Raw genomic sequence first — 25,782 nt, 5'->3', positions numbered from 1 at the left:
TTTTATCGAGCGGTTACTGAAGTAACGAAATATCCGCAACCCGCAAAAACAGATTCCGTAATTGCATCAACAGGTTTAAGCGATTCGTTTTCACCTTCTCGTCGTCGGCGTTAACCATGACGTTATCAAAGAAAGCATCAATGTCGTCTCTTAAGTCGGCCATACGATTAAGCGCACCTTCATAATTACCGGTAGCGAGATCCGGTTCGCAACTCTTTTCGGTTTGAGCAATCTTGGCGGCTAAGGTTTGTTCCTGTGCTTCGCTGAGCAAGTCGTGGTTGATAACACCCGTAAGTTCTATCTCAGACTTGGCAAGAATGTTACCAACACGCTTATTAGCCGCTGCAAGGCTCTCTGCGGCGTCTAATTGCTTAAATGATGCGATGGCCTTGATGCGTGCATCAAAGTCAGCAGGGCGCGACGGAGCGCGTGCAATGACGGCCTGAATAACATCGACATCGATGCCTTGATCTTGATACCAAGGACGGAAACGCCCCATTAGAAATTCAAACACATCGCTCACCACCGTCTTGTTGCTCAAGCGGTCGGAAAAACCGTCTGCGGCGGTGGAAATGACATCTTGTAAGTCGAGATTCAGTCCTTTTTCCACCATGATTCGGATAAGGCCAAGTGCGGCGCGGCGCAACGCAAAGGGGTCACGGTCGCCCTTGGGGGTCTGGCCAATACCAAAAATACCGACCAACGTATCCAGCTTGTCGGCAAGCGCAACGGCGCAGGCAACATCAGACACCGGTAAGTTATCACCAGAAAAACGTGGCCAGTAGTGTTGCTCGATGGCTTCTGCAACGGCTTCGCTTTCGCCGTCGTTCAGGGCATAGTGTTTACCCATTACCCCTTGCGTTTCTGGAAACTCGAGTACCATTTCACTGACCAGGTCGGCTTTGCATAACAGCCCGGCGCGCTTGGCGTCATCAACGGAGGCATTCAATTGTCCGGCAATCTGTCCTGCCAATGCGCTGATGCGGTCGGCTTTGTCTTGGATGCTACCCAGTTGTTTTTGGAATAACACCGAAGCCAGCTTGGGTAGGCGTGACTCAAGGCTTTGTTTCTTATCGGTTTCAAAGAAAAACTGCGCGTCAGCAAGTCGTGGGCGAACCACTTTTTCGTTACCCTGCACGATTTGCTGCGGATCTTTACTTTCAATGTTGGTAATAAAAATAAAGCGCGGCAACAGGCGTCCCTGGTCGTCTTCGACCGGGAAGTAGCGTTGGTCGTCTTTCATGGTAACAATCAACGGTTCTTTAGGGACGTCCAAAAACGCTTCGTCAAAGCTTGCCTGCAATGCAACAGGCCATTCAACCAATGCTGAGACTTCCTCAATCAGAGCCTCGTCTTCGACAACCTTGCCACCAAGCTCTGCCGCAATCCGGTTAACCTCACGACGAATGGTGTCCATGCGCTGTTGTTGGTCAACGTTTACGTAGTGTGCGTTAAGCTGCTCCTCGTAGTCATCGGCGTGGGCTAGTTCAAAGCCCTGCGGTGCGTGGAAGCGGTGCCCAAGAATATGACGTGCGCTACGAACCCCGAGTAATTCCGCATCAATTGACTGATCGCCGTAAACCAGCGTCAATGTATGTACCGGACGGATAAACTGTGCGTCACTGTCTCCCCAACGCATTGGCTTAGGAATCGGTAATTGCTTTAACGCCGACTCGACGATCCCCGGTAGCAATTTACTTAAGGGTTCACCTTTTACATCTGCCTTATGCAGTAACCATTCACCTTTATCGGTCTTCAGGCGCTGTGCTTGTTCAACCGTAATGCCATTAGAGCGAGCCCAGCCTTCTGCGGCTTTGGTCGGTTTACCATCATCATCAAAAGCGACATCAACGGAAGGCCCACGTTTTTCAACCACTTTGTCGGCTTGCTCGGCATCAAGTTGGCTGACCTTAACTGCCAGTCTGCGGGGCGTTGCCAGAGGTTGAATCGCGGTAAATTTAAGACCGCTACTTTCTAATCCTTGCTTGATACCCTCAGCAAAACTCTCGCTCAGCGACTTAAGTGCTTTAGGAGGAAGCTCTTCAGTGCCAAGTTCGATCAACAAATTATCTTTTCTCACTGTTTAAGCTCCTTCTGATTGAGACTGGCAAAGAGGGAAGCCAAGCGCTTCGCGCGACTGGTAATAAACCTCAGCACAAGCTTTCGCCATCGTCCGTACGCGGAGAATATAGCGCTGACGTTCGGTAACGGATATCGCATGGCGGGCATCCAGCAGGTTAAAGGCGTGAGAGGCTCGCATCACTTGCTCGTAAGCGGGCAGTGCCAGCGCTTTATCAATCAGTAGCTGACATTCCTTTTCGCAGTCTTCAAAACGCTGAAATAACACCTCGACATCGGCGTATTCAAAGTTGTAAGTGGATTGTTCCACTTCGTTTTGATGGAATACATCACGGTAGTAAATCTTACCGCGAGGCCCGTCCGTCCATACTAAATCGTAAATGCTGTCGACGCCCTGGATATACATTGCCAGACGCTCAAGACCATAGGTGATTTCACCAGAAACTGGCTTACATTCAATGCCGCCAACTTGCTGGAAGTAAGTGAATTGCGTCACTTCCATACCGTTGAGCCAAACTTCCCAGCCCAGTCCCCAGGCGCCCAGGGTTGGGGATTCCCAGTTATCTTCAACGAAGCGAATGTCGTGGGTCAGTGTGTCAAAACCGAGTAATTCAAGTGAGCCTAAATAAAGCTCCTGAATGTTTTTCGGTGACGGCTTCATGATGACCTGAAACTGATAGTAGTGTTGCAGGCGGTTGGGGTTTTCACCGTAGCGACCGTCAGTAGGGCGGCGGCAAGGTTGCACATAAGCAAAACTCGCAGGTTCAGGCCCTAACGAGCGCAAAAATGTCATCGGGTGAAAGGTTCCGGCGCCGACCTCCATATCCAGAGGCTGGACTACAGCACAGCCTTGCTGCGCCCAGTAGTCCTGCAACGCAAGGATTAATCCTTGAAAGGTTTTTACATCGTATTTAGACATAAATGTTCTCTTATACTGTGCGGGTAGTTGACCACTGACTAAAAAATATGCCTAGATTATACCCTTTGATGCGCCTAGGTTATAGGGGACCCAATGACAAAAGCTACGCAAAATCGTTGTCCATGGTGTGAGCAGGCAGACGATTATCGGCGCTACCATGATCAACAGTGGGGGCGGCCTGTCAGTGATCCTGTCGAATTGTTCGCTAAATTATGTCTTGATGGTCAGCAGGCGGGTTTAAGCTGGTTGACGATTTTACGCAAGCAACAAGGCTACGAACAGGCTTTCAAGGGCTTTGAGCCAGAGGCCATTGTTGCGATGAGCGATGATGAACGGAATGCGCTTTACAGTAACAAAGCCATTATTCGCAGTCGCGCAAAAATCGATGCAATTTTTGTCAATGCGCAAGCTTACCTCGCAATGCAGCAAAAAGGACTTAACTTCGCGCATTGGTTGTGGCAGTTTGTTGATCATCAGCCTCAAATTAATGCGTTTCGTACCTTACGAGAGGTTCCAACCGAGTCTGCGGCGTCACGTGCAATGGCAAAGGCGTTGAAACAACAGGGATTCAAGTTTGTTGGTCCGACAATTTGTTATGCTTTCATGCAAGCAGTCGGTATGATGAATGACCATCTGGTTGACTGCCATTGTTATCAGCCAGTGTGTGAAGAGATGACGCAATTTTCATTAACCAGTTAGTGGATAAACAATGATTGAAATAACATTGGCGGATTATTCAAATCCTGCCCATGCTCAAGCGGTAATTTCTATGTTGGATGCTTATGCCAAAGATCCGATGGGCGGAGGCGAAGGCATCAGTGATGAGGTTAAAGAAAATCTCATCAAAGAGATGGACAAGCGCGATCACGTGTTTTCGTTAATCGCCTTTGATGGTGATCAACCGGTTGGTGTCGCCAATTGTGTTGAGGGCTTTTCGACGTTCGCCGCAAAACCGTTGATGAACATTCACGATATCGCGGTTATTCCTGAATACCGCGGCGAGGGCGTAGCGCAAAAACTGCTTGAGGAAGTAAAAACTCTGGCTCAGTTTCGTGGCTGCGTAAAGTTGACGCTGGAAGTGCTGGATAAGAACGAACGCGCTAAAAACGCCTATAAGAAATTTGGTTTCAAACCCTATGAATTAGGTGATGTCGGTAAAGCGGAATTCTGGGAAATGTATTTGTAATCTCAGTCATTAAACGGCGTCGCGCCATTGGCGCGACCTATCCGTGGCTTTTTCTAACCCAATAACGGTAGGGCGTCTCGGTCGTTTCCTGGGCCACCAGTTGATGCTCCATAAACTCACAAAAGCCAGGAATATCCCGCGTTGTTGCTGGATCATCGGCTATTACGAGTAATACCTCGCCAACGGCCATTTTACGGATCGTGGCGCGCACCATCATCACCGGTTCAGGGCAGCGTAGTCCCAGCGTATCGAGTTCTTTATCTGCGTTCATGTGTTGCATTACGTTAGGTTAAATCGACTCTTTTTGTGCGACGAAAACGAAAGGCTGTTTGCTACCCGTTTCAACCTGAAGGTCAACGAGCGACAAACAGCCTCACTGTGCGTGGCTAACTGCGTTAAAAACGCAACTTACACGCGTTCGAAGACAGTAGCAATACCTTGACCAAGACCGATACACATGGTCGCCAGGCCAAGTTTGGCGTCTTTCTCTTCCATCAGGTTAATTAAGGTGGTGGAAATACGCGCGCCAGAGCAGCCCAATGGGTGACCCAGAGCGATAGCACCGCCGTTAAGGTTAACCTTTTCATCCATTTTGTCGAACAGTTTCAGGCCTTTAAGAACAGGCAGAGACTGCGCTGCAAAAGCTTCGTTGAGCTCAACCACATCGATGTCGTCAATGCTGACACCTGCGCGTTTCAACGCCTTCTCGGTTGCCGGCACAGGGCCGTATCCCATAATTGACGGATCGCAGCCAGCAACGGCCATAGAACGAATACGTACACGTGGTGTTAAGCCCAGCGCCTTGGCTTTCTCGGCGGACATCACCAACATAGCGGCCGCGCCGTCAGAAAGCGCCGACGAGGTACCCGCAGTGACGGTACCGTTAGCTGGATCAAATACCGGCCGTAACTGTGCCAGACCTTCGGCTGTGGTTTCCGGGCGAATAACTTCATCGGTGGTCACTCGAACCAGTTCACCATCGGCGTTATGGCCGTTCATGGGCAGAATTTCCTTAGCAAAACGGCCTTCAACCGTGGCTTGGTGCGCTTTTTGATGCGAACGAGCGCCAAAAGCGTCCTGCTGTTCACGGGTAATGCCGAATTTGCGCGACAGTAATTCGGCGGTCATGCCCATGCTGCCGGCTGCCTTTGCAACGGATTTATTCATTCCCGGATGAAAATCGATGCCGTGAGTCATTGGAACATGACCCATGTGTTCAACCCCGCCCGCCATGAAAATGTCGCCGTCGCCGTGCATAATTGCCCGGGCTGCATCGTGCAGAGCCTGCATAGATGAACCACACAGACGGTTTACGGTGACACCGGCGACAGAATGCGGAATGCCGGCAATAAGTGCTGAGTTTCGGGCAATGTTAAAGCCTTGTTCAAGCGTCTGCTGCACACATCCCCAGTAGATGTCCTCCAGTTCGTTGACATCGACTTGTGGGTTGCGTTCAAGCAGCCCTTTCATCAGCGCGGCTGAGAGGTCTTCGGCACGGGTGTGGCGAAATACACCATTTTTAGAACGCCCCATTGGCGTACGAATGCAATCTACGATGACTACGTCTTTCATAATTTAACCTCCTCTCGCCTTACTTCGCACGGGTCGTGTCGAAATAAGATTTGCCGGCTTTGGCCATTTCTCGCATACCGTCAGTCACTTGGTAAATTTCGCCTAAGTGAGCGTATTGGTCTGCCAGCTTAATAAAGTTATCGATACCCATGGTTTCCAGGTAGCGGAAAGGTCCTCCGCGGAAAGGAGGGAAGCCTAAACCATAAAGTAGCGCGATGTCTGCTTCAGCAGCAGAGCCGACAATACCTTCTTCCAGACAGCGCACGACTTCGTTCACCATAGGGATCATGCAACGCGCAATAACGTCATCGGCTTCAAGTTTTTTGCCTTGTTCACAGCCAAGCAGTTCATAAGTTGCCGGATCGGCGTCTTTCGTTGGCTTGCCTTTCTTATCGGTACCGTAAACGTAAAAACCTTTACCATTTTTCTGACCGTAACGTTCAGCGGCAGCCAGTTTGGCAATGGCGCTCGAGGTGTCTCGCTTCATTCGGCTTGGGAAGCCTTCTTCCATCACCACCGTACAATGATCGGCGGTATCGATACCGACGACGTCACTGAGGTAGGCGGGGCCCATTGGCCAACCGAATTGTTTTTCCATGACTTTGTCGATACCCACAAAATCGACCCCTTCGTCAACCATGCCGGCGAAGCCTGCAAGGTATGGGAACAACACGCGATTGACTAAGAAACCTGGGCAGTCATTAACAACGATCGGCGTTTTACCCAGTTTTAGTGCGTAAGCAACGACCGCGGCGACCGTCTCATCAGACGTCTTTTCGCCACGAATGATCTCTACTAAGGGCATTTTGTGCACTGGGTTGAAAAAGTGCATGCCGCAGAATTGTTCTGGACGTTTTAGGTTTTTCGCCAGTTCGGTAATTGAGATGGTTGAGGTATTTGAGGTAAGAATGGCATCGTTGCCGATAACACCCTCGATCTCCGCCAATACCGACCCTTTAACTTTCGGGTTCTCAACAACGGCTTCGACGACAATATCAACGTCTTTGACGGCGTCGTTCAGCAAGGTTGGCGTGATCGACGACAATACCTTGATCATTTTTTCGTGGTTGACCTTGCCGCGTTCAACACCTTTTTTCAGGATCTTACCGGCTTCTTTCATGCCAAGATCCAACGCGTCCTGCTTGATGTCTTTCATCACTGCCGGAACGCCTTTTAGCGCTGACTGATAGGCAATACCGCCGCCCATGATGCCGGCACCCAGTACGCCCGCCGATTTGATCTCTTTGGTCGCTGATTTGGCGTACTTTTTAGACTTGCCTTTGACCGCCTGATCCGCCAGGAAGATACCAACCTGTGCACGGCATGCATCGGTTTGGGTTAATTCGAAGAACGCATTGTTCTCCGCTTTAAGTGCGCCTTCGCGATGTTCGCGAGCACCGTTTTCGATGGCTTCAATGGCCTTATGAGGGGCAGGGTAATGCTTGCCTGCTTTCGCCGCGACCAGACCTTTTGCGGTAACCAGGGTCATGGTCAGCTCAGTGTCGTTAGCTTTTAGAGGTTCAAGCTTAGGTTGACGTTTAGCCTGCCAGTCCTGTTCGCCGGCTGCCGCCGCTTTGGCTAGGTTAAGTGCCGCTTCGGTCAGTTTTTCCGGAGCGACAACGGCGTCAATCGCGCCAACCTTCAAGGCATCCTCGGCGCTGTTGTTTTTGCCGGTTGTAATCCACTCTAACGCGTTGTCCGGGCCGATAATGCGCGGCAAACGCATGGTGCCGCCAAAGCCAGGGATAAGGCCCAGTTTAACTTCCGGTAAACCGATCGTTGCGGTGGTATCAGCGACACGGTAGTCACACGCTAGCAAGGCTTCACAGCCACCACCTAGCGCAAATCCTTTAACGGCACCCACTGTTGGTACCGGCAAGTCTTCTAATTGGTCAAATACACGGGAAGCTTTTGCAACCCAGCTACGAGTTTGTTCTTGATCCGAGAATAACGTTAAAAACTCGGTTATGTCAGCACCAACAATGAAGGTGGATTTGCTGCTGGTGACGATAACACCGCGTAGGTCGTCCGTATTTTTTAGTTTTGTCAGAGCTTCACTGAATTCTTCCAGTGTTGCTTGGTCGAATTTATTGACCGAGCCTTTCGCGTCGAATTGTAATTCGGCAAAACCGGGTTCAATAAAGTCGACCCGAATGCTTTCACCTTGGTAAATCATGTTGGGTCTCCCACGACATCCATAAATTTAGTGCTATAAAGAAACTGATTCTAATATAGCTTTAGGTTAAGGTAGAAAGAGTTTGGCGTGAATGCGCCAATTTTTCAACGGTTATTTAAACATGCGTTTGAATTAATGAAAAAGCAGTCGTTTATCATTCGTTACAGTAAAGCACTCGCGGCTACGGCGCTAGTGTCGATGGCGCTTGTCTGCTCGGTGCCATCGTCGGCCGCCGCTTCAGAGGCAAAGCGCGCAGAGCAGCGGGAACTATTCAGAAAAGCGGAATATGCAGCCAAACGTGGACGTCTGGCGGAGTATCGAAGACTACTGACACAGCTTGATGGTTACCCGTTAAAACCTTACCTGGAGCTTGAACGTTTGCAGCAGGTTGGTTATCTGGCTAATGAACAGCGTGTGTTGTCGTTTTTAGAACAGTACGAGGGGACGCCGCTGGACTGGCAATTACGCCGCCCGTGGTTAACGTATTTGGCCAGTCAGGGTGAAGAGCAGCGCTTTATTCGCGACTTCCGCCACCCCGGCACACTAACGCACCGTTGCCAGTTGATTGCCGCTGAGCGTAATCAGGGGCTGGCTGACGCGCCGTTCATCAAAAAAGTCGATGCGATATGGAAGCACGGCTTTTCGGTACCAACGGCCTGTAATTCGATATTGAATGAATGGGCTGATCTGGGTGCAAGAACCACGGATAAGGTTTGGCAACGGATCAGTTTAGCTGCCAACGGCGGTAACCCAACGTTAATTCCTTACCTAACCGGGCTGCTACCGGAAAACCTCCGATATCTAGGGGACCTCTATCATAAAGTTCGCTATTCACCGGCGGCTATCTATTCTGACCGCCGCTGGCGCGGGGTCGATCAAAAAAGAGAAGCCGAAATCGCCGCGTTTGGCTTGCAAAAATTGATTTGGGCGAATGAAAACCTTGCCTTAAAAGCTTTTGATAAGCTCAGCCAAAAACTGCCGTTTAACCGTGAACAGCGCCAACAAATAGCCGCTGAGTTTGCGGTGGCACTGAGCCTGAAAGATCATCCAGAAGCACGCGTCTGGCATCAGCGGGTGCCGCCGTCCGCCCTTGATGAACGCACGCTGCAATGGCGACTTGCGACGTACTTAAGAGATCGCGACTTTAGTAACTTAAAGCGAGCGATTCAAAGCCTTCCTGCAGCCATTGCCGGAGGAGCTCAGTGGCGTTACTGGTTGGCTCGTGCCAGTCAATTGAGCGGTGATGAGCTGGGTGCTAATGAAATCTACAGTGAGCTGGCCAAGGAGCGAAACTATTATGGTTTCCTGGCTTCTGCCCGATTGGGTAAGCCGGTCAGTTTGGAACGAGAGCCTATTGATGTCAGCTTGATGGAGCTAGAACAAGTCCGAAACCATCCGAGCGCACAGCGAGCCTATGAATTTATTCAGTTGGGGCGTTTTGTCGACGCGCGCCGGGAATGGAACCATTTGCTCACTGAACTCGATGGCGAGGCGCACAAAGCGGCCGCGTTGCTGGCGAGTGAATGGGAGTGGCATGATCAGGCGATATGGACATTGGCGCAGATTGGCCACTTTGATGCCATAAATATTCGTTTCCCGATGGCTTATGGTCAATTGTTAACGGATTCCTCGAATAAAGTGGGTATCGATCCGACCTGGGCGATGGCTATTACTCGCCGTGAAAGTGCGTTTCGTGCGGATGCCTATTCGAGCGCGGGTGCACGCGGGTTGATGCAAATTCTGCCAAGTACCGCGCGGCGGTTACGTAACGATAACATCAGCTATCGACAACTGCATCGACCCGAAGTCAACGTTGATCTGGGGACTTACTATCTCAGCCGATTACAGAATCGCTTTGATCAGAACCATGTGCTGGCGACGGCATCCTACAATGCCGGTTATTACAAGGTTCTCGACTGGTTACCGCAAAGCCCGACACCAGCCGATGAATGGATTGAGCAAATCCCATATTATGAAACGCGTGATTACGTGAAGGCAGTGATGACTTATCAACAGATTTACTATTTACTGCATGAAAATCAGGGCAACTTATTCGAAACCTTAGAAGCGATGAAGATTCAGCCAAGTTATGACTAGCAACTATCGACGTCCGGCAACGACTGCAGTGGCGGAAACGGTGGTTAAAAACAGTCGTTTTATCGCCGTCGTTGATGTCATGAAGCAACCCGAGGACCTGCAACGATTGAGCGATCGTGCAATGCAACAGTGGCCCAAAGCCAGCCATTATTGCACGGCGAGTATTTTAGGCTCGCCACAGCAGGGAACGTTTAGCTGTAACGATGACGGCGAACCCTCAGGTACCGCAGGCAGACCCATGTTGACAGTGTTGCAGAACGCTCCGCTGGGTGATGTTGCTGCGGTGGTGGTGCGTTACTTTGGCGGTGTCAAGTTAGGTACCGGAGGGTTGCAACGGGCCTACGGTCAGGCGGTTGCCGCCGCACTCGAGAAGCTGCCGACCGAGCTGGTGGTGTATCGGGAAAGTTTTGAACTCGACTACCCTTATCATCTGCAGGGAGCCATAGAACCTTTGTGGCAACAATTTGATGTGCGTGTCAGCGACAGTCAGTTTACCGAGCAAGTGCATCAACGTATTGAATTGATACCGGACGAGTTGGCGCCCTTGCAAGAGCGTTTGGACGCGGTTTCGCAGGGGCAGTTGAAACTGCGGAAGTGTTAAAAGAACATCGCGCTGGGCTGGAACAAGCGCTCGACTTCATCGATGTATTTTTTATCCAGTAAGAACATGATGACATGGTCATCCGCCTGAATAATGGTCTCGCTGTGAGCCATCAGCACCTCATTGCCTCTTACAATGGCGCCGATGGTGGTTCCCGGTGGCAACTTCACCTCTTTTATGGCTTTACCGACCACTTTCGATGTCTTTTCGTCACCATGTGCGATGGCTTCAATCGCCTCAGCTGCGCCCTTACGCAATGAATAAACATTGACAATGTCACCGCGGCGAACGTGCGTTAACAGCGCTGAAATGGTTGCTCTTTGTGGCGAAATGGCAATATCGATCTCGCCGCCTTGCACTAAATCGACGTATGCACTGCGCTGAATGAGTACCATCGTTTTCCGTGCACCCATGCGTTTTGCCAGCATCGCTGACATGATATTGGCTTCGTCGTCGTTTGTTACTGCAATGAAAACGTCGATGTCCTCAACGTGCTCTTCCTCAAGTAATTTTTGATCCGAGGCGTCACCGCGAAAAATCAGCGTATGCTCAAGACGTTGCGACAGCTCTTCGGCACGCGCGTCATCTCGCTCAATCAGCTTAACGCGATGGTCGCTTTCAAGCTGTTTGGCTAAACCAGCGCCAATATTTCCGCCGCCGACGATCATGATGCGGCGGTACTTGGTTTCTAATTTCTGCAATTCTTCCATTACCGTGCTGATATGGCGGGTATCGGCAATAAAGAAAACCTCGTCATCGGCTTCGATAATGGTGGTGCCGGTAGGACGTATGGGATGTCCTTGACGATAAATCGCCGCAACACGGGTATCGATATTAGGAATGTGCTCGCGCAGCGTGGAGATCGCGTGTCCCACCAATTTACCGCCATAATAGGCTTTAACGGCGACTAAGCTGGCGCGGCCACCGGCAAACTCCATAACCTGTAATGCTCCGGGATAATCAATCAACTTTTTAATGTAATTCGTGACTAATTGTTCCGGCGAGATAATAAAGTCAACCGGGGCATCGTTCTTGTGAAACAGCTGATCGCGGTAACGAATGTATTCCTCAGAGCGAATTCGGGCGATTTTTGTCGGCGTATTAAAAATGGAATAGGCAACCTGACAGGCGATCATATTGGTTTCGTCGCTGTTGGTTACTGCAATCACTAAATCCGCGTCTTCCGCGCCGGCTCGACGCAACGTATCCGGGTGCGCACCATTGCCGACAACAACTTGTAAATCATACTTATCTTGCAGTGCCTCAAGCAGGTCGGTATCGGTATCAACGACGGTAATATCATTGCGTTCGCCAACAAGATTCTCCGCTAACGTTCCGCCAACCTGACCAACACCTAAGATAATGATTTTCATGATTGTTTTCTTAACCTTGCGTAAAAGAAACCATCGCCGCCGGAGGTTTCCGGAAACAGTTGCAGCGTCGCTGACTGCTCGGATATCGGAAGTAGATTAGCATCTTGATGGCGGCTGAGGAAGTGTTCAACCTGGGTCTGATTTTCCTGTTTCAGCACCGAGCAAGTTGCGTAGAGCAATTCGCCACCGTCGGCTAAGGTTTGCCAGATGGTGTCCATAATCGTTGCCTGTAACGATACCAATGCTTCGATATCGGTTCTGCGTCGCAACCACTTAATATCCGGGTGACGACGAATCACTCCGGTTGCGGAGCAGGGCGCATCCAGTAAGATGCGATCAAATGGTTTACCATCCCACCAGGCGTCTAAATCAGCGACGTCGGCGCAAATAATGTTAGCGGGTTGTTGTTGTCGCGCGAGGTTCTCACGTACACGTTCAAGTCGTTGTGCATCGACGTCCAGCGCCACTAAAGGCGTTGTGAACTGATGTCGTTCCAGTAAGTGCAGCGTCTTGCCGCCCGGCGCTGCGCAGCAATCAAGCACACGATGACTTGCGTCTGCGTTTAGAAAAAAACCGGCCATTTGTGCTGAACGATCTTGAACCGACACGTCGCCCTTACTGAAGCCGGGCAAACGTTCGACCGAACAGGCTTTGTCCAGACGCAGGGCGCTGCTGACTTCGTGGTCAGTGTGGGCGATAATTTCCTGCTCTAATAGCTGTTTCTGGTAAGCGGCGGCCGACGTGCGCGATTCATTCACACGCAACCACATCGGCGGGTGTTGATTATTAGCCGTTAAAATCGACTGCCAGCGCTCTGGGTAGTCTGTCTGTAAGGCGTCAACAAACCAACGTGGGTGGTTGAATAACGGGTCATCAGGGAGTGTCCGTTGATCTTGTTCATCCCGCGCTGGCGCCTCGCGTAACAATTGGCGCAAAATTCCGTTGATCAGGCCGGTATGGTTCTTCCGTTTTAATTGTTTTGCCGCTTCTACCGTGGCACTGACCGCTGCATGGTCTTTGGTACGGAGTTGATATAGTTGGTAAGCGCCCACTAACAAAAGAGTGTTGAGGATCGACAGTTTGCCTTTGAGCGGCTTATTTAATTTGGCGGCAACTAAACGATTAAGCGTGGGTAAAAAACGCAACACCCCGTAGCAAATCGCTTGCGCTAATCGTTTGTCATTGCCATCAAGCTGTTCCGTTTCTGCGGGTAAAGCGTTGGTCAGGCTTTCGCCGTCATTTAGCACCCGGTGTAATGCGCGGGTCGCTGCGGCTCGGCTTGCTGCGCCGGAAAGCTTGGTTTGAGGTTTGGTCATTAAGAGAGTTGCTTCCCGTTACTAAAAATGTCGGCATACCCGTTCACGAGTGTTGCCACTGGTTGCGGTTTCTTCCCCGGGACTTGCGCTTCGAGTATGCGCAAAACGCCGTCTCCACAGGCTACATCAATACCTTCAGCGGTCGCGCTGACAATGGTTCCTGCTGCCGTGTTCTGAGTTGTTGAAGGTAATGACAGCGCTTTCAGCACTTTGACCATCGACTGATTTCCTTTGAAGCCATCGATGTCGAACCAGGCCGTCGGCCATGGGAAAAACGCTCGTACGTTGCGTTCAAGTTGTTGTGCTGACAGGTTCCAGTCAATACGCCCTTCGTCTTTACTGAGTTTCTTGGCATAGGTCGCCTGATCGTTGTTCTGAGGGGTCGCTTGATTACGATAATGTTCAAGCTCATCGAGCACGGTAATTAACGCATCAGGACCCAGTGCCTCCAGCTTTTGATACAAGGAGGCAGAGGTTTCGTCAGCGGCTATGTCGCAGCTGACTTCGTGTAATACTGGACCAGTATCGAGGCCGGCTTCCATCTGCATTACTGCCACACCGGATTTTTCATCGCCGGCCCAAATGGCACGTTGAATCGGGGCGGCACCGCGCCAACGAGGAAGCAACGAACCGTGCACATTAATGCAGCCATAGCGCGGTGTATCAAGAATGCGTTGTGGCAATAGTAATCCGTAAGCGACCACAACCATCACGTCAGCGTCCAACTGTGCCAACTCGCGCTGTGCCTCTTCAGCTTTCAATGACTCAGGCTGCAACACTGGCAATTCATGCTGTTGCGCGAGTTGTTTCACCGCGGACGGCTGTAATTTCTTACCACGACCGGCAGGGCGATCCGGCTGAGTGTAAACGGCGACCACCTGGTGCTTCGATGCCAGCAACGCTTGTAAATGTCGTGCAGCAAACTCGGGTGTGCCGGCGAACACAATCTTTAGCGGTTGGCTCATGCTTAGGCATCCGCCGCCAGTTTTTGTTGAACGCGCTGTTCTTTTTCAAGCTTTTTGCGGATTCGGCTTTGCTTAAGCGGCGACAAATAATCCACAAAAAGTTTGCCATTCAAGTGATCGATTTCATGCTGGATGCAAATCGCCAGCAATCCGTCTGCTTCAAGGCTAAAACTCTCGCCGTTGCGATCCAGCGCCTGAACTGTGACTTTTTCAGCTCGTTCAACTTTGGCGTAAACCCCGGGAAATGATAAGCAACCTTCATCATTGGTGAAGTGACCTTCAGCTTTTGTAATCTCCGGGTTAATGAACACCAGGGGTTCGTTCTGATCTTCACTGCAGTCAGCGACGAATAATCGCTTATGAACATCGACCTGAGTCGCCGCTAAACCGACGCCTTGAGACTCGTACATGGTCTCGAACATGTCGTCGATGGTCGCGCGTAGCGCGTCATCCACCGTTGCTATCGGTTCTGCAACCTTGCGCAAACGCTCGTCCGGATATTTTAGAACCGTTAACTGAGACATAATTTTAACTCCATTGCTTTGACTACCCTTAGTTTAACGTATTTTGGGGTATTAAGGACAGTCTATGAATCAACAGGATTTGTGTATTTTATTGGGGCTAAATCGCGCAAAACAAGACGTAAAAAGGGATGCACGCGAGCTAAAAAGTACCACCGACGTGCTTGAGCGATGGTCGCAATCGTTAAAACCGGTTGATTCTCGATGGGTGACGGCAGCGTTAACCTGGCAGCAGCAACCGAATCAGGGGGTTATTGGTTTTTATGATGAAGTTTATCCGCCGTTACTGAAGCAGATACAAGATCCGCCTTGGTTGCTGTTTTGGCATGGGCGGCAAGAACTTCTGCAACAACAGTGTGTGGCATTGGTGGGTAGCAGGAAGGCTTCCCATAGCGGCTTGCAAACCGCTGACTGGTTTGCTCGCGACTGTACCCAAGCTGACCTTGTCGTTGTCAGCGGTTTGGCCATGGGCATCGACGCACAGGCACATTCAACGGCTGTCGAGATGGGCAAAACCATTGCCGTTCTGGGTACCGGCATTGATAAAATTTACCCACCGCGTAATCGTCAATTGCACCGTCTCATCAGTCATCAGGGGCTTATCGTTTCGGAGTTTCCACCCGGTGTTTCAGCGCGAATGGATCATTTTCCCCGCCGTAACCGTATTATTAGTGGATTAAGCAAAGGTGTTGTGGTGATAGAAGCGGCAAAACGCAGCGGTTCCATGTCGACCGCCTTGGCAGCAATTAATGAAGGTCGCCATGTTGGTGCCGTACCGGGGTCATTGTACGCACGCGAATACGAAGGTTGTCACTGGTTGATTCGGCAGGGTGCAGAGCTCATTTCAACGTCGCAGGATATCATCAGCTGGTTTGGCCAAATCGCCTTGCCCGAAATGAGTGCAGCAGACGATGAACATTGGCAACAAGAAAGCTTGGCAAACACAAATTTGTTCGCTAATGTGGGATCAGAGCCCACTTCCGTTGATCAGTTAGTCGAACGAAGTGGTCTCTCTGCGGCAAAGGTAACGGAACAATTATTATTACTTGAGTTACAGGGTGCTGTAGCAGCTGTACCGGGCGGTTATATCAAAGTGGGGAGGCGCTAATTATGTTTGATATCCTCATGTATTTGTTCGAGAACTATATACACTCCGAACAAGAGGTCGTGGTAGACCATGATGAACTTACCGATGAGCTGGCCCGCGCAGGGTTTCATCGGCAGGAAATCCAAAAAGCTCTCGCCTGGCTAGAGCGCTTGGCTGACTTGCAGGACACGGATGGCAAGTCGTACTTGTCCTCACAACCGTCACAGTCAACGCGCATCTTTACAGAGCAGGAGACAACCAGGCTCGACTGTCAATGCCGTGGCTTTTTGATTTATCTCGAAAACCTCGGCGTGTTAGACTTCGCAACACGAGAAATGGTGATTGATCGTGTGATGGAGCTGGAAACGGCCAACTTTAACCTTGATGACCTTAAGTGGGTCGTGCTGATGGTCTTGTTTAATTTACCAGGGCATGAAGCGGCTTATGATCAGATGGAAGGTTTATTGTTTGAGGAGCCCGAAGGCCCGTTACACTGATTAACAGACGTGCGATGAGCGGGGAACCATGCAGCAATGTCCTGAATGTGGTAGCGAGCTAGTGGTCAAACACAAGGGCCATAATAGCTTTCTGGCCTGTTCTGCGTATCCTGCCTGTCAATTTACGCAAGGCTTACGTGAGCAATCAGAGATCGAACCTGAGGGCTTGGGCGTTGCGTGTCCTGAGTGTGGTAATGAATTACAGATTAAGAGCGGCCGATTTGGGCTGTTCGTTGGCTGCAGTAATTTCCCCACCTGTGATTTTGTCGCCGAACCTGATACGCAGGCAAGCCCTGAACAGGTAGCATGTCCTCTATGCGCCAAGGCAGATCGTGATGGTCGCTTAATTCAAAAAACCTCGCGTAAAGGATCGCCTTTTTACGCCTGTGACCAGTTCCCTCAATGTGATTTTTCAGTCAATTTACCCCCGGTTGCACAAGCGTGTCCAAAATGCGATTTTCCCATCCTATTGCGAAAGAAACAGGCTGGTGTGGTGCGCTACGTGTGTGCGCAAAAGGCCTGTGATTATCGGTCACAAGCGGTATAATTTATCCCAACTAAGTAAAGTGAGAATCTGTGACGATGTTTGATCCGAAAGATGTGCGCGAAGCACTTTTGGATGGCGTAATTGCTTATCCGACAGAAGCCGTTTTTGGGCTGGGTTGTGATCCCACCAATGATGAGGCGATAGCAAAAATTCTCGATTTAAAGCAACGGCCGGTTGAGAAAGGCCTCATTTTGATTGCCGCCGATTACAGTCAATTGCTACCGTTTGTGGATGACCAGGCAATCCCGCAGGATAAGCGGTTTGCCGTGTTCTCTCATTGGCCGGGGCCGGTGACATTAATCCTGCCTGCGCGTCCGTCGGTATCGCACTTATTAACGGGCGGTCGTGACAGCATTGCCGTGCGAGTAACGGCGTTTGAACCGGTGCGTGAACTATGCCGCAAGTTGGGTACCCCACTGGTTTCGACCAGTGCCAACCCGGCAGGCGAGGAGCCGGCGAGAACGGCACAGGAAGTTCGTGATTACTTCGGCGATCAACTCAGCTGGATAATGGATGAACCAACGGGCGGTGCCTTGTCCCCCAGTACCATTATCGATCCACTCACTAAAAAAGTATTTCGTACATCATGAATGAACAGTATTTGCAGCCGGTACTGGCGTATTTGATGAGTTTGCAGGACAGTATCTGCAAGCGAATCGAGCAGCTCGACGGCGAAGCACGTTTCCAACAAGATGCCTGGCAACGAGAGCAGGGCGGCGGTGGCCGTTCGCGGGTAATGAAAAACGGTGCCGTGTTTGAACAGGCCGGCGTTGGCTTTTCGCATGTTCATGGTGCGCAGCTACCTAAAAGTGCAACTGCGCACCGACCGGAGCTCGAAGGTCGAGACTTCAATGCCTGTGGTGTTTCCTTAGTGTTTCACCCAAAAAACCCACACGTACCGACGGTACACATGAACGTTCGCTTTTTCATCGCCGAAAAGGCGGGGGAAGAACCGGTGTGGTGGTTTGGCGGTGGCTTTGATCTAACACCGTTTTATGCGGTAGAGGAAGATGTCATCGGTTGGCACCAGCATGCGAAAGCGACGCTGGATAAACTTGATGAGTCGTTGTATCCGTCCTATAAAACCTGGTGTGATGATTATTTCTATCTGAAGCACCGCAACGAAGCACGTGGTGTTGGCGGCATCTTTTTTGATGACCTGAATGACCGTCCTTTCGAGGATGCCTTTGCGGTGATTCAAGCGGTGGGTGATGCGTTCGTTGACGGCTATGAACCGATCGTGAAAAAACGCAAAGACACCCCGTTTACCGAGCACCAAAGGGCGTTCCAGCTCTATCGTCGAGGTCGTTATGTTGAATTTAATCTAGTCTGGGATCGCGGCACGCTGTTTGGTTTACAGACAGGGGGGCGGACGGAGTCTATCCTGATGTCGATGCCGCCGATGGCCCGCTGGGAATATGATTGGCAGCCGGAACCCGGATCCGCGGAAGCGCGTTTGACGGAGTACTTTTTGCTACCACAGGACTGGGCCTCAAAACGCATCGAAGGCAGTGCTGATGACGCGTGAATTTTGCGTGCTCGGTAATCCGATTGCGCACAGCCGGTCACCACAAATCCACGAGCTGTTTGCGCAACAGTTCGAGCATAATCTGTGCTACCGGCGACAATTGGCCACCGTGGATCGGTTTTCTCGTGTTGTTGCCGGCTTGTTTCGCCAGGGGCTGGCGGGTGCAAATGTGACCGTCCCGTTTAAAGTTCAGGCCTATCAGTTAGTCACCCGGACCACTGCAGAAGCATCATTCGCACGGGCGGTTAACACCCTGATCCCACAACGTGATGGCGGGTTATTGGGGGCAAACACCGATGGTAAGGGCTTGCTGTATGATTTGAAGCGGCAGGGCGTCGACTTGTCCGGTTGTAAGGTATTGCTGATTGGCGCCGGCGGCGCTGCCCGGGGGGTATTAAAAAATCTTCTCGATGCCAAGCCGGAGGGCATCTGGATTTATAACCGTACCACAGCGAATGCCCGCGCGCTGAGTGAGCTGAGCACCGGAGTTCATTGCGTTGAGAGCTGGTCGTCACTGGCTGCCGTTGATGTCGTGATCAATGCGACCAGCGCCTCATTATTTGGCCAATTGCCGGACGTTCCTGAACGGATGTACCGACATGCTGAATTTATCTATGACATGGTTTACGGTGCAGAATTAACCGGCTTTCTTAAGCACGTTCAGCAAGTGAGCGATGCGCGCTGCAGCGATGGTCTGGGTATGCTTGTCGGACAGGCCGCTGAAAGCTACCGGCTGTGGTGGGGCTCGGAGTTACCACGTATTGAGCCGGTTATTCGGGTACTGCGTCAACAGTTGGTTGAACCTTCATAAGACGCACATCAACCTGACGGTGAGCGAGGAAGTTTAACCAACCATTTTGATTGGGGCGGATGCTGTCGCCCGGGCCTTTCACTTCGACCAACTGAACTTGCCCTTTATCGTTATAGAGCCACAAATCCGGAAAGCCGCTGCGGTTATTTTTGACGTCAAACGCCAGGCGCTGAAAGATGTCGTGCCAAACCTTAGCCGGTAATCGGTTAAACCAGGCTTCAACATCGCTTAGATAATGCCAACGCCAGGGCACGAACGGATTAGCGATACCCTGCTTTTGCTCGATGGTGTCGCGAATAAGTTGCTGTACCGCAGCAGTATCTGAAAGCAGTAATTTCAGCCGGTCAGAGATAAGCTGCTGACGATGTTTGAAGAATGCAGGCGACGTTAGATCTCTGGGGGCCCGTTGGAAGGGATGAATGAACGCGCCGTCTACCTCTGAAAAAATAATATCCCAGAAGATCAGTCCGAACAGCGACTGAACAATCAGGTTCTCCGCGTGCAAGCCTTGCCAACCCAATTGTTGATAGTGACTTAATACGGCTTGTTCGACCTGTCTGGCGGTGAATTTCAGGTGCACGAGTTCCTCAGTTATCGTGATGTTATCGGTGTTGGTCGGTTGTTTAAACCAGCGCGCCAGTAATTGTGTGGCAACGGCCAACTCCGGTTCGTCCCAGGGGTGCTGGCGCATGGTCGTTAGCACCTGTTGGCAACGCGTCTTTTTATTCAGGCGATAGAGAATACGGGCTTGTCGCTCGCGGCTGGGAGGGCGTGACGAGCGTTGATAAAGCGTCAGAGCCTGTTCAAACTGCTGCTGTCGCTCACAGTCTCTTGCAACCCGATTCAGGAAGCGGCTGAAACGACCATGATAACGTTCGGGAAGCTCGCTGAGGCAGTCGTTCAAGGGCAGTGTCAATGCCCAGTCGATACGCTCGGAAAGGGTCGGTAGCTCCTTGTAATGTTGCTGCCATTGCTCGATTTTGCAAAAGATTTCGAAGTGCCGGCGATCCGGAAATACCGCGCGTGGTTGATAACGATAAGGCTCGTAACGAACATGGCCGAGAGCGGTGACGACAAATTCTGACAGCTGCTGATGACGGTTGCCGAAAAACAGCAGCGACAGTTGTTGGAAGAGGCTATTCTTCTGTAATTCAATGACCGCTTCGGGTAACACCGCGGCTGTGTGTTCAAGTTGCTGTACGATTTCGGCTTTACTTAACCGAGCCAAGGTTTCACCCGGGAACGCCGCGGTTAATTCGGCTTTAGTAAACAGCTTTAAAGCGTTAGCTGAGGGGTTTTTGTGGAGGCATATCCAGCCGTTTTTAGCGAGCTCATCAAGCGCCCCTTCAATATCAATTTCGTGGTAATGGAGTTTGTTGGTGCGGAACAGCTCCCCTTTGCGCATATACAGACGTAACCATAACTTTTGCGCATTCGCACTCAGTTGCTGATAGTGGTCGAGGGCTTCATGAAGCTCGCGGCTGAGTAGTGCCGAGTGATAGTGCAACACCCACCGACGAACAACTTCAAAATTCTGCCAATAATAATCGGGCTGATCAGCATCAGCGACGTCCCAATCCATTGAAATACCTGCCAAAAAATAATGTGCTTATAAGAGGTACGAAAAAAACGAGCGAAATCGTCTAAGAAAATACCATATAAGCAGTAGATCGAAGATGATTTTATGGTAATCTTATCGACCGCTTTCGTTCATCGAAGTACGCCATGAGCGAAGCGGAAAAATTGTTTCCACATGAGAAGCAAGACAATAATAAGATGGGCAAACTGGGATGCCTGCAGTAATAAAACCCTTCCAAAACAAACAATTACAGAAATTTCAAACACGGTAAATTATTTAAAATTTACTGTGGGGAAACTATTTGTCAACAGAGTTATCCACACGTTACTCACCAGTGCTTGCTAGCGTTGTATGCTAAGCTGTGGCATTCTTCTCCGAAACCTCAGAATCTGCCAAAAAGGTTTGCTGAATGACCAAAAATGTACCAGAAAACCCATTTATTCTCGTCGATGGCTCTTCGTATTTATTTCGAGCGTTCCACGCGCCACCTCACCTGACGAACTCCAAAGGCGAGCCCACCGGCGCGATTTATGGCGTCGTTAATATGTTACGCAGTTTGCTTAAGCGCTATAAGCCAGAGAACATGGCGGTCGTTTTTGATGCTAAAGGCAAAACCTTTCGCAGCGATATTTACGCTGAATATAAAGCACACCGTCCGCCGATGCCGGATGAGCTGCGCTCCCAGATTGAGCCGTTGCATGAAATTGTCAAAGCGATGGGTTTGCCGTTGCTGTGTGTGGACGGTGTAGAAGCGGACGATGTCATTGGGACCTTGGCAACTCAGGCGGGCGAAGAAGGGCGCTTTACCTTAATCAGCACCAGCGATAAAGACATGGCGCAGTTGGTTAATGAGCACGTGATGCTGATCAACACCATGACCGATACCTTGTTGGACGAGGAGGGTGTGAAGGAAAAGTTCGGTGTCGCGCCCGACCAAATCATCGACTACCTAGCGTTGATGGGTGACAGTTCCGATAACATTCCGGGTTTACCGAAAGTGGGTGAGAAAACCGCGCAGGCGCTGTTACAGGGAATTCCGTCGATAGATGCCATTTATGACGATGTCGATGCGGTAACAAAACTGAGTTTCCGTGGTGCCAAGTCAATGCCGAAAAAATTGCAGGAGTACCGTGATCAACTGCTGATGTCCCGAGAGCTGGCCACCATCAAATGCGATGTGGAACTGGATTTCAACCCTCAGCAACTCAGCATTTCTGCGGCTGATAATGATAAATTGGCCGAGCTGTACGGACGTTGTGAATTCCGTCGTTGGTTAAGCGAGTTATTGGAACAGGGCGCTGCCACCGACCAGGCGTTAGGTTTAACGCATAATAGCGACGATGCGCCAGACACGGGTGTTTCCCGCGACGGCTATCAAACCTTACTGAGTGAAGATGAGGTCAGTGAGTACTTACAAAAGCTTAACACCCTCGATTATTTTGCCTTTGATACAGAGACCACCAGCCTCAACTACATGGATGCGGAGTTGGTCGGCGTGTCGTTATCGGGTGCTGAAGGTGAAGGCGTGTATATTCCGGTTGCACATGACTACATGGAGGCGCCGGAGCAAGTCAGTCGTGACTGGTTACTGCAACAATTAAAACCGTTACTTGAGGCTGACAAACCACAGAAAGTCGGACAAAACCTAAAGTACGATGCTCATATTCTACGTCGTTACGATATCCGCTTAGCGGGCATCAAAAACGACACCATGCTCGCGTCATACGTGTTTAATAGTGTTGGTTCGCGGCATGACATGGACACACTGAGTTTACAGTACTTAAATCACAAACCGATTAAATTTGAAGACATCGCGGGTAAAGGTGCTAAGCAACTGACGTTTAATCAAATTGCATTAGAACAGGCAGCTCCCTATGCGGCAGAGGATGCGGATATCACCTTGCGGTTGCATGAAGTGCTGTGGAGCAAGCTGGAATCAACCAGTGATGAGTTGATGCACGTGTTGACGGACATCGAAATACCATTGATTTCGGTACTAACCGACATGGAAGAGTATGGCGTACGTATTGATGCCGATATGCTGGCGCAACAAAGCCATGATATCGAAAAACTGCTGGTGGAGTATGAGCGCAAGGCGTTCGAAATTGCTGGCGAAGAGTTTAACTTAGGCTCAACCAAACAACTGCAGGCCATTCTGTTTGATAAATTGCAGCTCCCGGTCATCAAAAAGACCCCGAAGGGCGCACCGTCGACGGCCGAAGATGTATTGCACGAACTGGCGCACGACTACCCGTTGCCGGACGTGATTTTGCGCCACCGTAGCTTATCGAAATTGAAATCAACTTATACCGATAAGCTGCCGAAAATGATTAATGCCCGCACCGGCCGAGTGCATACATCGTATCAACAGGCGGTTGCGGCAACCGGACGATTGTCGTCAACAGAACCGAATTTACAGAATATTCCGATCCGTACCGAGGAAGGTCGTCGGGTTCGTCAGGCGTTTGTGCCTGAACCCGGCTACAAAATTGTGGCCATTGACTACAGCCAAATCGAACTGCGGATCATGGCGCATTTATCTCAGGATAAGGCGCTTTTGACGGCGTTTGCAGAAGGTAAAGATATTCACCGGGCGACAGCGGCAGAAGTGTTTTCTTGCAGCCTCGATGAAGTATCTGACGAGCAGCGGCGTCGAGCGAAAGCGGTTAACTTTGGCTTGATCTATGGTATGTCGGCTTTTGGCTTAGCTCGCCAGTTGGACATTCCGCGCCATGAAGCTCAGCACTATATGGACAAGTACTTTGAACGATTCCCGGGTGTGCTTCGGTATATGGAAGATACGCGTAAGTTGGCGAAAGAACAGGGATTTGTAAAAACCTTGTACGGTCGACGCCTACCACTGCCTGACATTAAGGCGTCCAATGGGGCCCGTCGTAAAGCCGCTGAACGAGCGGCAATCAATGCACCAATGCAGGGTACAGCCGCTGACATTATTAAACGAGCAATGATTGCAGTTGATCAGTGGATCGCCGAAAAGCAATGTCAGAAAGACGTACGTATGCTCATGCAGGTGCACGATGAACTGGTGTTTGAAATTGCTGAACATAAAATTGATGACTATGTCAGTGCATTAAGTCATGTCATGGAACAGGCCGCCAGCCTTGATGTGCCGCTTATTGCCGAAGCGGGTGTCGGCATGAATTGGGACGAAGCACACTAAAATTTTTTAACACTATGAACTTTTTTTAATTAACCCAGTCGGAGTAAGTGAGGGCAAGTTATTGGAATGAACATCCAGCCCTCAAAATTTGTTCTCCCTGGATTGTAGTTTTTGGCCCGGCTCATTGAGCCGGGCTTTTTTCTTTCTGCGGAATGCCTGCTAAGCCGGACCGGCCGCGACGGTTCGCAAACCACACGCCGACCAATATTGCCAGCATGCCGACGGCGTGTTGCAACCAGAAAGATTCGCCGTCCAGTATCCCCAGCAATATAGCGACAATCGGAATAAGGTAAGTGACCGAGCTGGTGAAAACGGTATTGGTCAGTTGCACGACATAATTAAAGATGACCAGCGCACCCGCGGTACCAACAATTCCGAGTACCAGCACTGAAACCAACGACAACATGGCATCAGGCTGTTGCACTTGAGCGACGAAGTCCGTTGCAAAAAATAGGTAAAAGGTTGCTGGCACAGAGGCCATCAGTAAGCTCACGCCAGTAATGGTCAGTGGACTTAAATCAGAAATTTTGTGTTTAATCAGGTTCAGATTCATTCCGTAACAAATGGTCGCAGCTAAGATCAGCAACGCATAAGTATTGAATGTCCAACTGCCGTTGGCACCAGCGGTCATCAGTAACAGAGTGCCGGATAGCCCAATTAAAACCCCGATGACCTGAGTCCGTTGTGCTGACTGCTGAAACAGAGTGACGCCAATAACCAAGGTAGCGATCGGTGTTAATGCGTTGAGCACTCCGGTAATGCCGCTGCTGATTTGGGTTTGTGCGATGGCAAACATAAAGGCAGGGATCAGGCTACCGACCAACCCGACACTGGCTAGCTTGGCCCAGTGCTTAGCGGTGATACGATGCAGTCGCTTGGCGACCAGCGGCAACAGCACAAGCCCGGCGGCAGAAATTCTAAGGGCGCCGACTTCCATGGCGCCAAATGCGATCAAACCCTTTTTAATGAGTAAAAAAGAACTTCCCCAAATCAGTGCTAATAACCCGAGTAACAACCATGCACGCAACGGCGGAACATCATGCGTCTGTGTCATAACCAAACCACTGATTCAGTTTTGCTTCGACTTTATCGACGCCTATTTTTTTCAGCGACGAAAAGGCTTCGACCTGAACATCACCGTTGAAGGCGATGGCTGCCTGGCGTGCCTGTAACACCATGTTCTTGCGCGCACCTTGTTTCAGCTTGTCCGCTTTGGTCAATAACGCCAACACTGGAATTTCGCAGCTTACCGCCCAGTAGATTAATTCCTGATCGGTTTCTTTAAACGGATGGCGGATGTCCATGAGGACGACTAATCCCTTTAACGACTTACGTTTCTGCAAATATTCGGAAAGCGCAAGCTGCCACTGTTCCTTGACGGCCATCGGCACTTTGGCGAAGCCGTAGCCCGGTAAGTCAATTAACCGCTCGCCGGTGTCCAGTTCAAAGACGTTAATAAGCTGCGTCCGTCCGGGTGTCTTACTGGTACGAGCCAGAGACTTTTGCCGAGTCAGTGTGTTCAGTGCGCTCGATTTACCCGCGTTAGAGCGACCTGCGAACGCGATTTCGATACCGGTGTCGTCAGGTAACTTGCGGATATTTGGCGCACTGGTAATGAACTTGGCTGTCTGATAGTTGATCGCTTTAGATTCCGGCACAGTATTTGATTGCTCTCGATTTAAGGAATAGGTCATTTATAGCGCTATTATGAAGGATCTGACCTCATCAGCCAATGATCAAATAGCCA

At 50.5% G+C, this 25,782-nt stretch carries 23 protein-coding genes; 11 read left to right on the top strand and 12 right to left on the bottom strand.

Going from position 1 to position 25,782, the window contains the following annotated elements; translation table 11 throughout:
- Nucleotides 1–13 precede the first annotated feature (13 nt).
- The gene (glyS, locus tag CWE23_RS06605) at nucleotides 14–2,080 is read right to left on the bottom strand and encodes a glycine--tRNA ligase subunit beta (protein WP_126819800.1); all 2,067 of its coding nucleotides are present in this window, start codon (nucleotides 2,078–2,080) and stop codon (nucleotides 14–16) included.
- Between the two features lie 3 nt (nucleotides 2,081–2,083).
- On the bottom strand, nucleotides 2,084–2,998 hold the full coding sequence (glyQ, locus tag CWE23_RS06600) for a glycine--tRNA ligase subunit alpha (RefSeq protein ID WP_105305302.1): 915 nt from the start codon (nucleotides 2,996–2,998) through the stop codon (nucleotides 2,084–2,086).
- Between the two features lie 93 nt (nucleotides 2,999–3,091).
- Between glyQ and CWE23_RS06595 the strand changes: the two genes are divergently transcribed.
- Nucleotides 3,092–3,697, top strand: a complete 606-nt coding sequence (locus CWE23_RS06595; protein WP_126819799.1) for a DNA-3-methyladenine glycosylase I — start codon at nucleotides 3,092–3,094, stop codon at nucleotides 3,695–3,697.
- 10 nt (nucleotides 3,698–3,707) lie between these two features.
- Nucleotides 3,708–4,184, top strand: coding sequence for a GNAT family N-acetyltransferase (locus CWE23_RS06590; RefSeq protein ID WP_105305304.1), 477 nt, complete (start codon nucleotides 3,708–3,710; stop codon nucleotides 4,182–4,184).
- 37 nt (nucleotides 4,185–4,221) lie between these two features.
- Here the strand turns inward: CWE23_RS06590 and tusA are convergent, their stop codons facing one another.
- The 3 genes from tusA to fadB form a co-directional block, all read right to left on the bottom strand.
- The gene (gene tusA, locus CWE23_RS06585; protein ID WP_105305305.1) at nucleotides 4,222–4,464 is read right to left on the bottom strand and encodes a sulfurtransferase TusA; all 243 of its coding nucleotides are present in this window, start codon (nucleotides 4,462–4,464) and stop codon (nucleotides 4,222–4,224) included.
- A 128-nt stretch (nucleotides 4,465–4,592) separates the two neighbouring features.
- Entirely contained in the window at nucleotides 4,593–5,756 is a 1,164-nt protein-coding gene (fadA, locus tag CWE23_RS06580; protein ID WP_126819798.1) for an acetyl-CoA C-acyltransferase FadA, read from the bottom strand.
- A 19-nt stretch (nucleotides 5,757–5,775) separates the two neighbouring features.
- Complete coding sequence (fadB, locus tag CWE23_RS06575) at nucleotides 5,776–7,932, bottom strand: fatty acid oxidation complex subunit alpha FadB (protein WP_126819797.1); 2,157 nt, start codon at nucleotides 7,930–7,932, stop codon at nucleotides 5,776–5,778.
- Nucleotides 7,933–8,019: 87 nt separating this feature from the next.
- Here fadB and CWE23_RS06570 point away from each other — a divergent pair, with 87 nt between their 5' ends.
- A complete protein-coding gene (locus CWE23_RS06570) occupies nucleotides 8,020–10,029 on the top strand; it encodes a transglycosylase SLT domain-containing protein (protein WP_241970555.1) in 2,010 nt (669 codons plus the stop codon).
- Entirely contained in the window at nucleotides 10,022–10,630 is a 609-nt protein-coding gene (locus tag CWE23_RS06565) for an IMPACT family protein (RefSeq protein ID WP_126819796.1), read from the top strand. Before CWE23_RS06570 ends, CWE23_RS06565 begins: the two co-directional genes overlap by 8 nt.
- Here CWE23_RS06565 and trkA read toward each other — a convergent pair.
- Genes trkA through def form a run of 4 tightly spaced genes read right to left on the bottom strand, consistent with a single transcriptional unit; the run spans nucleotide 10,627 to nucleotide 14,808 of the window.
- Nucleotides 10,627–12,003 (bottom strand): Trk system potassium transporter TrkA, encoded by a 1,377-nt coding sequence (gene trkA, locus CWE23_RS06560; protein WP_105305308.1) that lies wholly within the window; start codon nucleotides 12,001–12,003, stop codon nucleotides 10,627–10,629. The genes CWE23_RS06565 and trkA overlap by 4 nt on opposite strands.
- Nucleotides 12,000–13,319 (bottom strand): 16S rRNA (cytosine(967)-C(5))-methyltransferase RsmB, encoded by a 1,320-nt coding sequence (rsmB, locus tag CWE23_RS06555; protein WP_126819795.1) that lies wholly within the window; start codon nucleotides 13,317–13,319, stop codon nucleotides 12,000–12,002. Before rsmB ends, trkA begins: the two co-directional genes overlap by 4 nt.
- On the bottom strand, nucleotides 13,319–14,284 hold the full coding sequence (fmt, locus tag CWE23_RS06550) for a methionyl-tRNA formyltransferase (RefSeq protein WP_126819794.1): 966 nt from the start codon (nucleotides 14,282–14,284) through the stop codon (nucleotides 13,319–13,321). The genes rsmB and fmt overlap by 1 nt, the downstream gene beginning before the upstream one ends.
- 2 nt (nucleotides 14,285–14,286) lie before the next feature.
- Nucleotides 14,287–14,808: a peptide deformylase gene (gene def, locus CWE23_RS06545; RefSeq protein ID WP_105305311.1), complete on the bottom strand. Its 522-nt coding sequence runs from the start codon at nucleotides 14,806–14,808 to the stop codon at nucleotides 14,287–14,289.
- Between the two features lie 64 nt (nucleotides 14,809–14,872).
- Between def and dprA the strand changes: the two genes are divergently transcribed.
- Genes dprA through aroE form a run of 6 tightly spaced genes read left to right on the top strand, consistent with a single transcriptional unit; the run spans nucleotide 14,873 to nucleotide 19,275 of the window.
- Complete coding sequence (gene dprA / locus CWE23_RS06540; RefSeq protein ID WP_241970554.1) at nucleotides 14,873–15,913, top strand: DNA-processing protein DprA; 1,041 nt, start codon at nucleotides 14,873–14,875, stop codon at nucleotides 15,911–15,913.
- A gap of 2 nt (nucleotides 15,914–15,915) precedes the next feature.
- A complete protein-coding gene (locus CWE23_RS06535) occupies nucleotides 15,916–16,389 on the top strand; it encodes a DUF494 family protein (RefSeq protein WP_105305312.1) in 474 nt (157 codons plus the stop codon).
- A gap of 28 nt (nucleotides 16,390–16,417) precedes the next feature.
- Complete coding sequence (locus CWE23_RS06530) at nucleotides 16,418–16,936, top strand: DNA topoisomerase family protein (RefSeq protein ID WP_105305313.1); 519 nt, start codon at nucleotides 16,418–16,420, stop codon at nucleotides 16,934–16,936.
- Between the two features lie 35 nt (nucleotides 16,937–16,971).
- Nucleotides 16,972–17,526, top strand: coding sequence for an L-threonylcarbamoyladenylate synthase type 1 TsaC (tsaC, locus tag CWE23_RS06525; RefSeq protein ID WP_105305314.1), 555 nt, complete (start codon nucleotides 16,972–16,974; stop codon nucleotides 17,524–17,526).
- Nucleotides 17,523–18,464: an oxygen-dependent coproporphyrinogen oxidase gene (hemF, locus tag CWE23_RS06520; RefSeq protein WP_126819793.1), complete on the top strand. Its 942-nt coding sequence runs from the start codon at nucleotides 17,523–17,525 to the stop codon at nucleotides 18,462–18,464. Before tsaC ends, hemF begins: the two co-directional genes overlap by 4 nt.
- Entirely contained in the window at nucleotides 18,454–19,275 is an 822-nt protein-coding gene (gene aroE, locus CWE23_RS06515) for a shikimate dehydrogenase (RefSeq protein ID WP_105305316.1), read from the top strand. The genes hemF and aroE overlap by 11 nt, the downstream gene beginning before the upstream one ends.
- Here the strand turns inward: aroE and CWE23_RS06510 are convergent.
- Nucleotides 19,235–20,857, bottom strand: a complete 1,623-nt coding sequence (locus CWE23_RS06510; RefSeq protein ID WP_105305317.1) for a VRR-NUC domain-containing protein — start codon at nucleotides 20,855–20,857, stop codon at nucleotides 19,235–19,237. The genes aroE and CWE23_RS06510 overlap by 41 nt on opposite strands.
- A gap of 406 nt (nucleotides 20,858–21,263) precedes the next feature.
- On the opposite strand from CWE23_RS06510, the gene polA reads away from it, so the two are divergent.
- Nucleotides 21,264–24,035 carry a DNA polymerase I gene (gene polA / locus CWE23_RS06505; protein ID WP_126819792.1) on the top strand — a complete coding sequence of 924 codons (2,772 nt, stop codon included), beginning with the start codon at nucleotides 21,264–21,266 and terminating at the stop codon, nucleotides 24,033–24,035.
- 121 nt (nucleotides 24,036–24,156) lie between these two features.
- On the opposite strand, the gene CWE23_RS06500 is transcribed toward polA, so the two are convergent.
- Both CWE23_RS06500 and yihA read right to left on the bottom strand, forming a co-directional pair.
- Nucleotides 24,157–25,089, bottom strand: a complete 933-nt coding sequence (locus CWE23_RS06500) for a DMT family transporter (RefSeq protein ID WP_105305319.1) — start codon at nucleotides 25,087–25,089, stop codon at nucleotides 24,157–24,159.
- Nucleotides 25,073–25,675: a ribosome biogenesis GTP-binding protein YihA/YsxC gene (yihA, locus tag CWE23_RS06495; protein ID WP_241970571.1), complete on the bottom strand. Its 603-nt coding sequence runs from the start codon at nucleotides 25,673–25,675 to the stop codon at nucleotides 25,073–25,075. Before yihA ends, CWE23_RS06500 begins: the two co-directional genes overlap by 17 nt.
- Nucleotides 25,676–25,782: the final 107 nt, after the last annotated feature.

The sequence above is a fragment of the Idiomarina aquatica genome (assembly GCF_003987185.1).
Lineage (GTDB): Bacteria > Pseudomonadota > Gammaproteobacteria > Enterobacterales > Alteromonadaceae > Idiomarina > Idiomarina aquatica.
The sequence above is the reverse complement of the archived record's forward strand: the minus strand, read 5'-3'. Positions and strand labels throughout refer to the sequence as shown.

Bases quoted from the DNA above. Each gene is read 5' to 3' on its own strand.
- glyQ (WP_105305302.1), bottom strand. From the start codon at position 2,998: ATGTCTAAATACGATGTAAAAACCTTTCAAGGATTAATCCTTGCGTTG.
- CWE23_RS06595 (WP_126819799.1), top strand. From the start codon at position 3,092: ATGACAAAAGCTACGCAAAATCGTTGTCCATGGTGTGAGCAGGCAGAC.
- CWE23_RS06590 (WP_105305304.1), top strand. From the start codon at position 3,708: ATGATTGAAATAACATTGGCGGATTATTCAAATCCTGCCCATGCTCAA.
- tusA (WP_105305305.1), bottom strand. From the start codon at position 4,464: ATGCAACACATGAACGCAGATAAAGAACTCGATACGCTGGGACTACGC.
- fadA (WP_126819798.1), bottom strand. From the start codon at position 5,756: ATGAAAGACGTAGTCATCGTAGATTGCATTCGTACGCCAATGGGGCGT.
- fadB (WP_126819797.1), bottom strand. From the start codon at position 7,932: ATGATTTACCAAGGTGAAAGCATTCGGGTCGACTTTATTGAACCCGGT.
- CWE23_RS06565 (WP_126819796.1), top strand. From the start codon at position 10,022: ATGACTAGCAACTATCGACGTCCGGCAACGACTGCAGTGGCGGAAACG.
- trkA (WP_105305308.1), bottom strand. From the start codon at position 12,003: ATGAAAATCATTATCTTAGGTGTTGGTCAGGTTGGCGGAACGTTAGCG.
- rsmB (WP_126819795.1), bottom strand. From the start codon at position 13,319: ATGACCAAACCTCAAACCAAGCTTTCCGGCGCAGCAAGCCGAGCCGCA.
- fmt (WP_126819794.1), bottom strand. From the start codon at position 14,284: ATGAGCCAACCGCTAAAGATTGTGTTCGCCGGCACACCCGAGTTTGCT.
- def (WP_105305311.1), bottom strand. From the start codon at position 14,808: ATGTCTCAGTTAACGGTTCTAAAATATCCGGACGAGCGTTTGCGCAAG.
- dprA (WP_241970554.1), top strand. From the start codon at position 14,873: ATGAATCAACAGGATTTGTGTATTTTATTGGGGCTAAATCGCGCAAAA.
- CWE23_RS06535 (WP_105305312.1), top strand. From the start codon at position 15,916: ATGTTTGATATCCTCATGTATTTGTTCGAGAACTATATACACTCCGAA.
- CWE23_RS06530 (WP_105305313.1), top strand. From the start codon at position 16,418: ATGCAGCAATGTCCTGAATGTGGTAGCGAGCTAGTGGTCAAACACAAG.
- tsaC (WP_105305314.1), top strand. From the start codon at position 16,972: ATGTTTGATCCGAAAGATGTGCGCGAAGCACTTTTGGATGGCGTAATT.
- hemF (WP_126819793.1), top strand. From the start codon at position 17,523: ATGAATGAACAGTATTTGCAGCCGGTACTGGCGTATTTGATGAGTTTG.
- aroE (WP_105305316.1), top strand. From the start codon at position 18,454: ATGACGCGTGAATTTTGCGTGCTCGGTAATCCGATTGCGCACAGCCGG.
- CWE23_RS06510 (WP_105305317.1), bottom strand. From the start codon at position 20,857: ATGGATTGGGACGTCGCTGATGCTGATCAGCCCGATTATTATTGGCAG.
- polA (WP_126819792.1), top strand. From the start codon at position 21,264: ATGACCAAAAATGTACCAGAAAACCCATTTATTCTCGTCGATGGCTCT.
- CWE23_RS06500 (WP_105305319.1), bottom strand. From the start codon at position 25,089: ATGACACAGACGCATGATGTTCCGCCGTTGCGTGCATGGTTGTTACTC.